13 protein-coding genes and 2 pseudogenes are annotated in these 13,017 nt (G+C 73.5%); 8 read left to right on the top strand and 7 right to left on the bottom strand.

All coding sequences use genetic code 11. The features are described from left to right. The first annotated feature begins 43 nt into the window (after nt 1-43). On the top strand, nt 44-451 hold the full coding sequence (locus ASC99_RS17955) for a VOC family protein (protein ID WP_057233174.1): 408 nt from the start codon (nt 44-46) through the stop codon (nt 449-451). Here the strand turns inward: ASC99_RS17955 and ASC99_RS17950 are convergent. Next, nucleotides 424-1,632, bottom strand: a complete 1,209-nt coding sequence (locus ASC99_RS17950) for an ROK family protein (protein WP_057233400.1) — start codon at nt 1,630-1,632, stop codon at nt 424-426. The two genes, ASC99_RS17955 and ASC99_RS17950, sit on opposite strands and share 28 nt — an antisense overlap. 170 nt (nt 1,633-1,802) lie before the next feature. On the opposite strand from ASC99_RS17950, the gene ASC99_RS17945 reads away from it, so the two are divergent. Further along, the gene (locus tag ASC99_RS17945) at nt 1,803-3,044 is read left to right on the top strand and encodes an MFS transporter (protein WP_057233172.1); all 1,242 of its coding nucleotides are present in this window, start codon (nt 1,803-1,805) and stop codon (nt 3,042-3,044) included. Nucleotides 3,045-3,123: 79 nt separating this feature from the next. Here the strand turns inward: ASC99_RS17945 and ASC99_RS17940 are convergent, their stop codons facing one another. After that, nucleotides 3,124-3,633 (bottom strand): GNAT family N-acetyltransferase, encoded by a 510-nt coding sequence (locus ASC99_RS17940; protein ID WP_235502586.1) that lies wholly within the window; start codon nt 3,631-3,633, stop codon nt 3,124-3,126. A 174-nt stretch (nt 3,634-3,807) separates the two neighbouring features. On the opposite strand from ASC99_RS17940, the gene ASC99_RS17935 reads away from it, so the two are divergent. The 4 genes from ASC99_RS17935 (at nt 3,808) to ASC99_RS17920 (ending at nt 7,150) form a co-directional block, all read left to right on the top strand. Continuing rightward, nucleotides 3,808-4,377, top strand: coding sequence for a HutD family protein (locus tag ASC99_RS17935; protein WP_057233398.1), 570 nt, complete (start codon nt 3,808-3,810; stop codon nt 4,375-4,377). A 54-nt stretch (nt 4,378-4,431) separates the two neighbouring features. Then, complete coding sequence (locus tag ASC99_RS17930) at nt 4,432-5,319, top strand: AraC family transcriptional regulator (RefSeq protein WP_057233168.1); 888 nt, start codon at nt 4,432-4,434, stop codon at nt 5,317-5,319. Nucleotides 5,320-5,399: 80 nt separating this feature from the next. After that, nucleotides 5,400-6,296, top strand: a complete 897-nt coding sequence (locus tag ASC99_RS17925; protein WP_369824220.1) for a carbohydrate-binding protein — start codon at nt 5,400-5,402, stop codon at nt 6,294-6,296. A gap of 92 nt (nt 6,297-6,388) precedes the next feature. Next, complete coding sequence (locus ASC99_RS17920; protein ID WP_057233166.1) at nt 6,389-7,150, top strand: class I SAM-dependent methyltransferase; 762 nt, start codon at nt 6,389-6,391, stop codon at nt 7,148-7,150. A 12-nt stretch (nt 7,151-7,162) separates the two neighbouring features. On the opposite strand, the gene ASC99_RS17915 is transcribed toward ASC99_RS17920, so the two are convergent. The 4 genes and pseudogenes from ASC99_RS17915 to ASC99_RS17900 all read right to left on the bottom strand — a co-directional run bounded on the left by ASC99_RS17915 (nt 7,163) and on the right by ASC99_RS17900 (nt 9,719). Further along, complete coding sequence (locus ASC99_RS17915; RefSeq protein WP_057233164.1) at nt 7,163-7,918, bottom strand: DapH/DapD/GlmU-related protein; 756 nt, start codon at nt 7,916-7,918, stop codon at nt 7,163-7,165. Between the two features lie 53 nt (nt 7,919-7,971). After that, nucleotides 7,972-8,202 (bottom strand): annotated as a pseudogene (locus tag ASC99_RS17910) (nucleotidyltransferase); the annotation flags it as partial. A 164-nt stretch (nt 8,203-8,366) separates the two neighbouring features. Continuing rightward, a pseudogene (locus tag ASC99_RS37370) lies at nt 8,367-8,930 on the bottom strand (nucleotidyltransferase domain-containing protein); the annotation flags it as partial. 24 nt (nt 8,931-8,954) lie between these two features. After that, a complete protein-coding gene (locus tag ASC99_RS17900) occupies nt 8,955-9,719 on the bottom strand; it encodes an enoyl-CoA hydratase family protein (RefSeq protein ID WP_057233158.1) in 765 nt (254 codons plus the stop codon). A gap of 163 nt (nt 9,720-9,882) precedes the next feature. On the opposite strand from ASC99_RS17900, the gene ASC99_RS17895 reads away from it, so the two are divergent. Further along, a complete protein-coding gene (locus ASC99_RS17895; RefSeq protein WP_057233156.1) occupies nt 9,883-10,677 on the top strand; it encodes an ATP-grasp domain-containing protein in 795 nt (264 codons plus the stop codon). Here the strand turns inward: ASC99_RS17895 and ASC99_RS17890 are convergent. Beyond that, on the bottom strand, nt 10,667-11,914 hold the full coding sequence (locus ASC99_RS17890) for an MFS transporter (RefSeq protein ID WP_063857117.1): 1,248 nt from the start codon (nt 11,912-11,914) through the stop codon (nt 10,667-10,669). The two genes, ASC99_RS17895 and ASC99_RS17890, sit on opposite strands and share 11 nt — an antisense overlap. Before the next feature lie 82 nt (nt 11,915-11,996). Between ASC99_RS17890 and ASC99_RS17885 the strand changes: the two genes are divergently transcribed. Beyond that, entirely contained in the window at nt 11,997-12,986 is a 990-nt protein-coding gene (locus ASC99_RS17885) for a helix-turn-helix transcriptional regulator (RefSeq protein ID WP_057233154.1), read from the top strand. Nucleotides 12,987-13,017: the final 31 nt, after the last annotated feature.

Genomic DNA, 13,017 nt, shown 5'->3' with positions numbered 1-13,017 from the left:
GCTCCCGTTGACTGATGATCATCAACAACGGGGAGAGCGGATCATGCGCGTCAAGGACTTCGATCACCTGGTGCTGAACGTCCAGGACGTCGAGCGGGCCCTGGAGTTCTACTGCGGGCCGCTCGGCCTGGCGCCGGTCCGGGTCGAGGAGTGGCGGGCCGGAAAGGCGCCGTTCCCGTCAGTCCGGGTCAGCCCGACCACCATCATCGACCTGGTCGCCCGCGAGCGCGGCGAGTCCAACGTCGACCACTTCTGTCTGGTGGTCGAGCCGCTGGACTGGCAGGAGGTGATCGACTCCGGCGCCCTCACCGTGCTGGAGGGCCCGGTCGACCGCTACGGCGCGCGCGGCAGCGCCCGGTCGGTCTACGTCCAGGACCCGGACGGCAACGTGATCGAGCTCCGCTGGTACCCGGCGGACGCCCATCAGCCCGGAAGTGGCAGCACCGACTGAGGGTCGTTCAGGTACGGCGCCCAGGCGAGTTCGCCCGCGCCGACCAGGCCCGCGTGGGTGACCTCGGCGGACACTATCGGCACCCGGCCGCTGCGGCCCCAGAGGCAGCGCTCGGCGACCACCGAGGCCAGCCGGTCGGGTGCGGCGGCCAGCAGGTCGAGGTGCAGTCCGCTGAGCACGATCCGGTCGGGGTTGAGGATGTTGACCAGCCCGGCCAGGCCGAGGCCGAGGCGGTCCACGGCGGCCCGGGCCAGCTCGCGGGCCTGGGCGAGCAGCGGCCGGTCCGGGTCGGGGGTACGGCCTGCGGCGGCGAACAGGGCGTCGGGGTCGGTCTCCGAGTTGAGGCAGCCCAGGTTGCCGCACAGACACGGCCGCCCCTGCGGATCGACCGTCAGATGGCCGACCTCCAGGGCGAGTCCGGCGCTGCCGGTGTGCAGCCGGCCGTCGATCACCAGCGCGCCGCCGACGCCGCGGTGGCCGGAGGTCACCAGCAGCAACTGTCGGGCGCCCCGCCCGGCGCCGTGCCGGTGTTCGGCCAGCGCGGCCAGGTTGGCGTCATTGGCGACCGCGCTCGGGAACGGGTACTGCGCCCGGGGGCCCTGGTCGGCCTTGCGCACCTGCTCGGCGAACAGGTCGGCCACCGGCGTACCGCTCGGCCAGGCGAAGTGCAGCGCCACCAGCGCAGTGCCGTCCGGTTCGGTGACGGGGTTGGGCAGGGCGAGGGCGGTGCCGAGGCAGCGTCGGCTGCTGGCCCGGGCCAGTTCGGCCCCGGCCTCGGCGACGGCGCGCAACATCCGGACCGGACCGGTGGCCGGAGGCAGCGGCAGGTGGACGGGCGGTTCGAGCTGACCGCCGAGGCCGACCAGCGCGAGGCTCAGTCCGTCCGCGTGGATCTGGGCCGCGATCACCACAGGACCGGCGGGGTTGACGGCCAGTCGGTGTGAGGGGCGGCCGCGGCCGCCGCCGGCCGGGCTGGAGTCGACGGTGATCAGGCCGAGGGCCTCCAGTTCGGCGCTGACCGCCCCGGCAGTGGCTCTGGTCACCTCGAGCGCGTTGGTCAGGGCGGAGCGGGTCGGGGCCTGCCCCGTGTGCACCAGCGCGAGCGCGGGGCCGAGCAGGGTGCGCCCCCGGTCGGGCGCGGCACGCCTGGCGTGGGCGCCGGTGCCCTCGGCTGCGGTCAGGCGTGGGAGTGCGGCCGAGAGCGCAGAGCCGCCCGTCCGCGCCCCTGGGCGCTCCTCGGCGGTCCGACCCTGAACGCGAGCTGACGGTTCGGCAGATTCCCCGCGGCGGCGGGCATCGCCGGACGGCGGCGGACTTGAAGGTGTGTGCGGCACTCCCCTATTCTGCTTTTGTGCCGCTACTAAACAAAACCCGCGTCCGTTCAGCAGCCCACAACCACCCGGTCGGCCCAGCGCCTGCCCCAGTCTGGACCACCGCCCGGATCGCCCTGACCGCCTTCTTCGCCGTCGACGGCTTCCTGTTCGCCGCCTGGGTGGTCCGGATCCCCGACATCCGTGCGCAGGTCGACGCCTCGCACAGTGCACTGGGCCTGGCCCTGCTCTGCCTCTCAGCGGGCGCCGTGGCCACCATGCCCCTGATCGGCCGACTCTGCGTCAGGTACGGCAGCCGCCCGGTCACCGTCGCCTCGCTCGCCGCCCTCAGCCTCGCCGTCCTGCTGCCCGCACACACCGGTTCGGTGCTCACCCTGGGCGCCGCCCTGCTGCTCTTCGGCGCGGCCTACGGCGCAGCCAACGTCAGCATGAACAGCGCCGCCGTCGACCTGGTGGTCGAACTCCGACGCCCCGTCATGCCCAGCTTCCACGCCGGGTACAGCCTCGGCGGCCTGCTCGGCGCAGCCGTCGGCGGCCTGCTCGCAGGCACTCTCAGCACCGCCTGGGCCCTCGCCCTCAGCGGCGCGCTCGGCCTGCTGGTCACCGTGGTCGCCGGCACCGCCCTGCTCAGGACCGCCGGCACCACAGCCAAGCCCGTCACCGTCGCCACCGCCACCGCCACCGCAAAGCCCCCGGTACGCCAACCCGCCCGGAACGCCCGCCTGTTGGTGGTCCTGCTCGGCCTGGTGGCACTCTGCGACGCCTACGGCGAGGGCGCGCTCGCCGACTGGGCCACCCTGCACCTGACCGACGACGTGCAGGCGAGCGCCAGTCTGGCCGCCACCGGCTACGCCGCGTTCGCCTTCGCGATGACCGCCGGGCGGCTCGGCGGCACCTGGCTCTCCGTCCGGGCCGGGCAGACCCGGGTGATGGTGATCGGCGGACTGACCGCCGCCATCGGCATGCTGGTCGCCGCGCTCTCCCCCGCCGTCCCGCTGGTGCTGGCCGGTTTCGTCCTGGTCGGCCTCGGCCTGGCCAACATCTTCCCGCTCGCCATCGCCGCAGCCGGCGCGGCGGGCGGACCGCAGGGCGTCGCCACCGCCTCCACCCTCGGCTACGCGGGCATGCTGGTCGGACCGCCGGTGATCGGCTTCCTCGCGGACGCCACCACCCTGCCGATCGCCCTCACCACCGTCGCCGCCACGGCCACGCTGGCCGCCGCCCTCTCGCTGCTCGTCCGGCCGAAGCCCGCCACCCGCTGAGCCCGAACCTGCCTGACCCCGAGCCGACCTGAGCCCGAGACGCCTTGAGCCCGAGACGGCCTGACCCGTCGTCGGTTCCTCAGTCGTCCCGCCCGATCCGGAACGACGCCATCTCGAGGCCGTACCAGCGGTCGGTGAGGCCGATGGCCGTCATCCCCAGCCGCCGGCACACCGCCACCGACGGCTCGTTGCCGGGCCGGACCACCGCGTGGATCTCCGCCAGGCCGTCCGCGAACCCCTTGGCCAGCGCGCCCCGGGCCGCCTCGGTGGCGAAGCCGTGGCCCCAGCTGTCCGGGTGCAGGTGCCAGCCGACCTCCACCTCGCCGTCCCCGTCCGGCAGGGGCAGCAGCAGGACGGACCCCACCACCGTCCCGGTGTCCCGCCGCTGCACCGCCCACACCCCGTAGCGGGGATCAGCCGAGCGCGCCCGGCAACGCTCCACCAGCGCAGCCGCCTCGTCCGGTGTCTCGAGCGCGCGGGGCGTACTGCCCAGCCACTTCGCCACATCCCAGCGGGAGTAGATGTCGAACGCACGCTCCTGGTCGGCCTCGTCCCACAGCCGTACGCTCAGCCGGTCGGTCTCGAACACGGTGTCCTCCAGTTCTGGGCAACTGACCGTCATGCTGCAGGATCGGGCCGCGCCGGTGCGCGGGAATTCCGCTTCATCCAGGCAACGCCAAAATCCTCGCCGAGGCAGCAGCACTTACCCTGGGAGACCCGGTCCCGGGCCGACCGGCCCGGCGTGAGCAGCGAGGCACTACAGATGACGACGGTTCAGGTACTCCGCGCCGACCAGCGCCCGGCCACCCCGTGGCTGAACGGCGGCGGCATCACCCGCGAGGTGACGGGGTACCCGGCCGGGGCCGGGCTGGCCGACTTCCACTGGCGGGTCAGCCTGGCGGACGTCGCGCAGGGCGGCCCGTTCTCCCGCTTCGAGAACGTCGACCGGGTGATCACCGTGGTGGAGGGCGCGGGCATGGCCCTCACCGTGGCGGGCTTCGAGCACCGGCTCGCCGAACCGTTCCGCCCGTTCGCCTTCCCCGGTGACGCCGAGACCGGCTGCGAGCTGCTCGGCGGCCCGGTGGTGGACTTCAACGTGATGACCCGTCGGGGGCAGGCCACCGCCGAGGTGGAGGTGGCGGACGGGCAGCGCGCCGTCACCGTCCCGCCGGACGCGACGGTCCTGCTGGTCTGCCTCTCCGGCACGGCCGAACTCGGCGCTGCGGACGTCCGCTTGGGCCGCTATGACGCTGCGCTGCTCTCCACTCCCGGCGAGCAGCAGCTCCGGGTGGACGGCCGCACGGCGGTGGTGACGATCCGTCGGACCGCCTGAGCCCTGACGCGTGTGGTCTGGACCTGTCGAGGGTGGCGGCCGCAGACTGCTGCGATGAGCATCGACTTCCCCGTACACGGGCTGATGGTGCCCGAGCCGCATGTGCTGCCGTTCGCCATCGGGTCGTTCGACACCATCGGGGAGCTGTCCCGGGCCGGATTCCCGCACCGGCACTCGTTCTACGAGATCGTGCATGTCACGGGCGGGCGCGGCACCCACGTGGTCGACCTGGCGCACTGGCCGCTCGACCCACCGCACCTGTGCGTGATCGCGCCGGGGCAGGTGCACTACTGGGACGAGGTGGACGGCCTCACCGGCCAAGTGCTGATCTTCAACGAGGACTTCCTGCTCTCGCACCCGGAGGACGTCGCGGCGCTCCGCACGCTGGCCGCCCGCCCGTGGCTGCGGCTGACCGGATCCGACCATGAACTTCCCGCCCTGATGCACGAGTTGGACCGGGAGTACCGGACCCTGGCGGACGGCTACCCCGGGGTGCTGCGCTCGTACCTGCACATCCTGATCGTCCGGGCCCTGCGCGCCTCGGCGCCGGGCGCGGAGTCGGCGGCACCCGGCCGTACGGACGAACTGGTCGCGTCGTTCCGCCAGTTGATCGCCGAACCGGGACGGTCGGTGGCGGACTGTGCCCGACAGCTGGGAGTCTCGGCCGGCCATCTGCACGCGTTGGTCAAGCAGGCCACCGGCCGGACACCGGGCCGGCTGATCCGCCAGCAGCAGACCATGACGGCCAAACTTCTGCTGACCCACACGGATCTGACGGTCCGCCAGGTCTCGAAGGAGTGCGGCTTCGGCGACCCGGCGTACTTCTGCCGGTTCTTCCGGCGGGAGACCGGGATGACGCCCGGGGAGTTCCGGGGCAACGCCGGAGGAAATCACCACGATCCCCGGCTGGAGTCCATCGCCGCCCTCCCGGAAGGACCGTAGGTTCACAGCTGGCCGCCGCGCCGTTCCCGGCACCGTCGGCTGTCATGAGCCCATCATGGCCGTACCCCCACGGCGGCCATATCCCCCCAGGAGACCCCATTTCCGAGCAGGACGAACCTCAGGTGCACGAACCCCAGGCACCCGAGCGCCTGTTGAGCCGCAAGACGCTGCTGAAGGCGGTCGCCATGGCCGGCGCCGCGCCCCTGCTGCTCGGGGTGGGCACCGCGCTCGCCCGCGACCAGCGCGGCACCGGCGTGGCCCCCGAGCTCACCCCCGACTGCGACGACGGTGACGACCCGACCGTCCCGCAGACCGAGGGGCCGTACTTCAAGCCCAACTCCCCGCTGCGCACCTCACTGATCACGGCGAGCACCCCGGGCACCCGGCTCACCGTCAGCGGGTACGTCTTCGGCTCCGCCTGCCTGCCAATCGCCAATGTGCTGCTGGACTTCTGGCAGGCCGACAACAACGGCGCCTACGACAACACCGGGTTCACCTTCCGGGGCCACCAGTTCACCAACGCCCAGGGCGCGTTCAGCCTGAGCACGATCGTGCCCGGCCTCTACCCGGGCCGTACCCGGCACATCCACGTCAAGGTCCAGGCCCCGAACCGGCCGGTGCTCACCACCCAGCTGTACTTTCCCGACGAGCCCCGCAACAGCACCGACAGCATCTTCGACGCCCGGCTGCTGATGACCGTCCGGCAGATCGGCTCCGGCAAGGAGGGCACCTTCGACTTCGTGCTGAACGTCCCGCAGACCCCGAGCCCCAGCCCCACCCCGACCAGCAGCCCGACCGCCACACCTACGGCCACTCCCACCCCCACCCCCACCGGCGGCAGTTGGGCCCCCGGCACCGCCTACCGGGTCGGCGACCGGGTCACCTACGGCGGCGCGTCGTACCAGTGCCTCCAGGCCCACACCTCGATGACCGGCTGGGAGCCGCCGAACGTCCCCGCGCTCTGGCGCCGACTCTAGTGAACCGGGTCGGGCGGGCGGCCAGCCGGGCGCGCGCCCGACCTCAGGACAGACTGTTTGCCCGCCGCCCGTAATGCCGTGATGATGACGTTATGTCACGTACCTTCGAGGACCTCGTCGCCGAGGCCGAATCCGTCTCCGTGGACGGCTGGGACTTCTCCTGGCTGGACGGCCGGGCCACCGAGCAGCGCCCTTCCTGGGGCTACCAGCGGACCCTCGGCGCCCGGCTGGCGAGGGTCTCCGCCGCGCTGGACATCCAGACCGGTGGCGGCGAAGTCCTGGCCGGGGCCGGGAAGTTCCCGCCGGTGATGGCCGCCACCGAGTCCTGGCCGCCGAACGTGGCGAAGGCGACCGCGCTGCTGCACCCGCTCGGCGCGGTGGTGGTGGCCGCCCCGGACGAGCCGCCGCTGCCGTTCGCGGACGCTGCGTTCGACCTGGTGACCAGCCGTCACCCGGTGCGGCCGTACTGGTCGGAGATCCACCGGGTGCTCCGGCCCGGCGGCACGTACCTGGCCCAACACGTCGGCCCAGCCAGTGTGTTCGAACTGGTGGAGTACTTCCTCGGGCCGCTGCCCGCCGAGGCCCACCGGGGCCGCCACCCCGACGACGAGCGCGCGCAGGCGGAGGCGGCCGGGCTGGAGATCGTCGACCTCCGGTCCGAGCGGCTGCGGACGGAGTTCCTCGACATCGGCGCGGTGGTCTACTTCCTGCGCAAGGTGATCTGGATGGTCCCCGGCTTCACCGTCGAGCAGCACCGCGACCGGCTGCGCGAGCTGCACGAGCAGATCCGGGCCGAGGGGCCGTTCGTGGCGCACTCCGCCCGCTTCCTGATCGAGGCCCGCCGACCCCGCTGATCGGGCGTACCGTCAGGAACCCTCGCCGGGCAGCCGCAGGTCCCAGCCGATCAGCTCGCGGAGCTGATCGGCGGTCAGGTCCCCCGGCAGGGCGGTCGGCGGCGCGTGCCGGAACGGCGGCTGCCAGCCCTCGGCCTCGGACCAGCTGCGCACCACCTTCGCCGGGGCGCCCGCGACCACGGCGAAGTCGGGCACCTCGCCGCGTACCACCGAACCGGCCGCCACCACCACGTTCCGCCCCAGCTTCGCGCCAGGCAGGATCACCGCACCGGTGCCGATCCAACTGCCGGAGCCGATCTCCACCGGCTCGTTGCGCGGCCACTGCTTGCCGATCGGCAGCTCGGTGTCGTGGTACGAGTGCGCGGTGTCGGTGATGTAGACGAAAGGTCCGGTCCAGACGTCGTCCCCGAGGGTGATCGACTGGTGGCCGACCAGGTGGCTGCCCCGGCCGATCACGCAGCCGCCGCCGATCCGCACGATCGGCTCGTCCCCCAGGTCGAGCCCGGGCACGAACCCGGCCGAGATGGTGACGCGTTCGCCGATGATCGAGAACGGGCCGATGGTGATCCACTGCTCGTTGAACACCGTCCCGAGCGGGAAGGCCAGCTTGGTGCCGTCCCCCAGCTCGCGGAACCGGTACGGACCGGGGCTCTGGTTGGAGACCGCGCCGACTCCCTGCACCCAGGCCCACCCTCGGTGCACCAGCCGCCCGGCGGCCCGGCGGCCTCGAGCGCGGACTGCGGCGAGCAGGGAACTGGAGTTCGGCATGACTCCCACGCTATCGGTCCTGACCGGCCGGTAACACCGGGAGGGGAGCAAGCTCACACCGGGTCTGGCCGGGCCGCCTTCACCCCGTGCACGGCGGCGTACTCGGCCACCAGCCACGGGCCGAGCTCCTCGGTGAACATCCGCAACACCTCCCGGTCCCCGGTCGGCGCGAGCGCCACCTCGGCCGCGGTGCGCAACTGCCCGGCCCGCTCCGGATAGTAGCCGCCGGCGATCTCGGCGGAGCGGGTGAGCTCGCTGGTCCACCCGGCCCAGCGGGGCATCACTCAGACCGACCGGTGATTGGGGGGTGGGTGAAGGAGCGGTGTTGGGGTGCGTGGCTCGGCGGTGCCGAGGAGGGAATGCCACCGGAGCTGCGGCGACTGACGAGAAGCCGGCGAGGTGCGTGCCCCGGCGCCGCGACGCCACCCCCCAATCACCGGTCGGTCTAAGTGAACGCCGTCCTGACGAGCCGTCGGGCCACCGCCCGGTTCAGGGTGCGCGGGTCGGCGGTGCTCCCGCGCCAGCGGGGCAGCGCGAGCGCCAGGTCGCCGTTGGTCTCCCGGGCCAGCAGTGAGGTCGGCCGGTACCTCGGCAGCTCGGCAGCCAGGTCGGGGCCGAGCAGCGGGGTGCACAGGCAGGCCAGGAACCAGCCGAGGTCCTACCGTTCGAGCTCGCTGAGCGCGGTGGCGGTGTCGACCAGCAGGATGCCGACGCCGTCGACCACACCGTGCCCGGCGTCCAGCGCGGCCTCCAGTGCTGCCGCGTCGGCGCGGTCCGCCTCGGTCGGCGGCCGGTGCAGGGCGAGCAGCAGGTCCAGGTCGGAGCGGCCCGGGCGGGCGGTGCCGCGCGGGATGCTGCCGTACAGGTAGCCGCTGTGCAGCCGGTCCGGGCCGAAGGTCTCGGCGATGCCGCGCCGCGCTGCCTCGACCAAGGGGCCGAACTCCGGCTGTACGCGGTCGAGCGAGCCCTCGCGCGCGATGAAGCCCTGGTCGTCCAGCCCCTTGTCGATCATGCTCCGTACGGTACTACTCCCGCGTTACTCCGCCCACGGAGCAGGCCGGCGCTCCAGGAACGCCCGCATGCCCTGCTGCGCCTCGGCCGAGCCGAACAGCCTGGCCGACTGGGTCACCCGCTCGTCCGCGTCCCGCTCGAACGAGGCCACCACCTCGGCGTTGGCCAGCCGCTTGCTCTCGGCCAGGCCCTGCGGGGAGCACAGCCGGAACGCGTCCAGCAGCACCTTCGCGGCCGCTGACGGGTCGTCGGCCGCCTCGGTGATCAGACCGATCCGAGCCGCCTCGGCGGCGTCGAAGGTCTCGCCGGTGAGGTAGTAGCGGGAGGCGGCACGCGGGTCCAGCTTGGGGCGCAGCGGGAGCGAGATCACGGCGGGCGCCAGACCGAGCCTGACCTCGGTGAACGCGAAGGTGGCCAGCGGTCCGGCCACCACCAGGTCGGCGGCGCCCAGCAGGCCGAGCCCGCCCGCCCGGACGTGCCCGTTCACCAGCGCGACCACCGGCTTCGGGCAGTCCACGATCGCCCGCTGCAGGTCCACCAGTCCGCGCGGCCCGACCGTCGGGTCCGCCCCGGTCGCCTCGGTCAGGTCGGCCCCGGCGCAGAACACCTTCCCGGTGTGCCCGAGCACCACCGCCCGCACGGCGGGATCCGCCGCCGCGTCGGCCAGACCCCGGGTCAGCTCGGCCATCAGGCGGCTCGACAGGGCGTTGCGGTTGTGCGGGGAGTCCAGCTCCAGGGTGGTCACGGCATCGACGGTGCTGACGCGGACGAAAGGTACCTCGCGGGTCATCGCGAAACTCCTGCTTTCCGGCTGAGGGTGGCTCGGCACGGACCGGTGGGCCCGTCCGGACAGGACTCTGACATGCCCACCCGCCTCCGGACCAGAGGCCCCACCAGGTCGACCGGGAGAAACCCGCTGGTCCGGCCGGGGCGGCTGCGGCAGCATCGGGCCCATGTTCACCGACCGACTGCTGCTGCTCGCGCCCCGGATCAACGAGACCGGCCTGCAGCTGCTCACCGCCGCCCACGCCCGCGGCCTGCCCGCCCGCACCGCGACCGGCTGGCGGGCGCCGCAGGACGTACCGCCGCTGGTGCACCTGTACGGCGGCCCGCTGTACGCCGACGCGGTCGGGCGGGAGCTGGGGGTGGCCGCGCTGGAGGAACTGCCGGGCTGGCTCGCGGAGTTGCCCCGGGAACTGACCCGCCGTTCGGTCGAGCTGCTGCCCCTCGCCGAGGCCCGGGCGCTGCGCCGACGGGCGTTCTGCAAGCCGCCGTCCGACAAGCTGTTCGCGGCCCGGGTCTACCAGGACGGCTCCGGCCTGCCGGGGCCCGACGCCCTGCCGGACGACCAGCCGGTGCTGGTCAGCGAGGTGGTGACGTTCCGTCGGGAGTACCGGCTCTTCGTCCTGGACGGCACCGTGCGGACCGGCAGTCGGTACGCGGTGGACGGCGAGCTGGACGTGACGCCGTTGGCCGAGGACCCGCTGCGCCAGGAGGTGGCCGCGTTCGCCGCCGAGCTGCTGACGGTCTGTTCGGCCGGGCTGCCGAGTGCGGTGGTGGTCGACGTCGGCCTGTTGGCGGACGGCGGCTGGGCCGTGGTCGAGGCCAACCCGGCCTGGGCCAGCGGGGGTTACGCCTGCGACCCGGACGGGGTGCTCGACGTGGTGCTCCGGGCGGCCGGTCCGCTGATCGAGCTCCGAGCGGCGGACCGGCCGTACTGCCGGGAGCTGCCGGTCGTCACGGGGTGACGGGGGCCGGCGGCCTGGTGCGCTGGGCCCAGCGGACGGTGGGCGGCATCGCGACGGCGGCGGCCAGCATCAGGGCGCCGAGCAGGATCCAGCCGAACAGGCCGTTGGTGATCACCACCGTGGTGACCAGCACCGGGCCGAGCATCAGGGCGGCGGCCAGCCCGGAGTTGAAGACCCCCTGGTACGAGCCGTGGTTGCCGTCGCCCGCCAGGTCGTAGCTGAGCGCCCAGCCGGCCGCCTGGCAGAGGATCTCACTGAGCGTCTGGCACGCCACCCCGGCGATCAGCAGCACGGCGGCCAGCCAGCCGGGCAGGCCGTGGGCCAGGCCGATCAGCAGGCAGGAGGCCGCGATCATCAGGCCGCCCCGGCGGAAGATCCGGGCGGCGGCGGTCGGCTCCTCGGTGCCCCGGGTGGCGCGGACCTGGAGCAGCACCACCAGTACGGTGTTGACGATGAGTGAGACCGCGACCAGCACCCGGGGCGCCTCGGTGTGCTCCACCACCCAGAGCGGGATTCCTACCTCCAGCATCGAGAACTGCAGGCCGAGCAGCCCGTTCAGCACGGTGACCGCCAGGAACGGCCGGTTGCGCAGCGCGGGGTTCCCGGTCCGCTCACCGGGCACCGTCGGCGCCTTGACCTGCGGCGACACCGAGAGCGCGGCGTACATCAGCGCGACCACCGCAAAGCTGACCGCGTCGGCCAGCAGCGCCGTCACGTACGCGCCCCGGGTGTCCACGTGCAGGGCGAGCGCGGCGACGGCCGTCCCCGCGCCGATCCCGACGTTGGTGACCACCCGCAGGTAGGCCCGGCCGGCCACCCGCCTGTCGGCGGGCAGCACCTCGGCGTAGAGCGCGCTGCGGACGGCGGCCGAGCCCCGGTCGAGGCCGGCCACCAGGCAGGCCAGCGGGACGAACAGCGCGAAGGAATGCACCAGCGTGTACGCGGCGACGCCGAGCGCCTCGCCGGTCACCAGCACCACCAGCACCCGCTTGCTGCCCCACCGGTCGGCGGCCCGCCCGGCGGGCACCCCGGCCAGCACTCCGCACAGGCCCGCGGCGGTCAGTGCGGTGCCGACCTGGACGGCGCCGAAGCCGAGCACCCGGGTGAAGAACAGCACGCCGAGGGTCATGGACAGCCCGTTGCCCAGGCAGTTCAGCAGGGTGATCCGGGCCAGCCGGCGCACCGTCGGGTCGGGGTGCAGCAGCCGGGGCGCGGTGGCCTCGGTGGTGGGGGTCATGGGGAGATCCCACCGCCGACGGCCGCGAGCCGGTATTCATTTAGGCTATGCCTGACGAGTGCTCAGGCCCCGGGGAGGACGAATGCACCGCTTCCAGCTCGAACTGGACGACCTGGCCTCGGCCGCCTTCGCCTGCTCCCCGCTCCAGGAGGCCGTCCTCAGCCTGCGGATGTGGACCCACCCCGGCACCTACCACCCGGCCCAGACCGCCTGGTTCGAGCTGATCAGGCCGGAGTTCGAACGGCTCCCGCAGGCCGGGCTGCTCCGCTCCCTGGTCGCCTCCAACCGGTGGGTGCCGGACTTCCTGACGCCCCGTCCGGCCACCCCCTTCCCGGACTTCCGCAGCGAACTCGCGCTGGTCCGGGCGCTGCCGCCGGAGCGGCTGGCGACCGAGCTGGAACGCGCCCACCTGCCGCACGACCGCCGGCTGCCCGCGCCGCTTGCGGCCGGTCTCGCGGCCGACCCGGCCGGACTGCTGGCCGAGATCGCCGACGCCCTCGCCGCGTACTGGGACCGCTGCCTCGCCCCCGCCTGGTGGCCCCGGGCCCGCTCCGCCCTGCAGGCCGACATCGTGCACCGCTCCCGGATGCTCGCCGAACGCGGTGCGGCCGCCCTGTTCGCCGACCTGGACGGCCGACTGCAGTGGGCCGACGGCGTGCTGACCATCCGTCGGGACTGGGCCCCCGGCGATGCCGACGTGGTGGTGGCCCGGCGCGGCCTGGTCTTCTCTCCCAGCTGCTTCATCCGCGGCGCCGTCACCTCGATCAGCGACGACTACCCGCCCTCGATCGTCTACCCCACCCGCGGCCAGGCCACCATGACCCCGTCGCCCCAGCCCCCGCCGGCCCGCGAAGCCCTCGAACTCCTCCTCGGCGCCCCCAAGGCCCGCCTGCTCGCCCTCCTCGACGAACCCACCTCCACCACCGAACTCGCCGCCCGCCTCGGCGTCACCCCCGGCGCCGTCAGCCAGCACCTCACCGTCCTGCACGCCACCCGCCTGGTCACCCGCACCCGAAGCGGCCGCCTCGTCCTCTACGCCCGCAGCCCCCTCGGCGACCAACTCCGCAGCTGACCTCCGGCCCGGTTGATTGTTTCGATTCCCG

This window comes from Kitasatospora sp. Root107 (assembly GCF_001424875.1).
In the GTDB taxonomy this organism is placed as follows: domain Bacteria; phylum Actinomycetota; class Actinomycetes; order Streptomycetales; family Streptomycetaceae; genus Kitasatospora.
The sequence above is the reverse complement of the archived record's forward strand: the minus strand, read 5'-3'. Positions and strand labels throughout refer to the sequence as shown.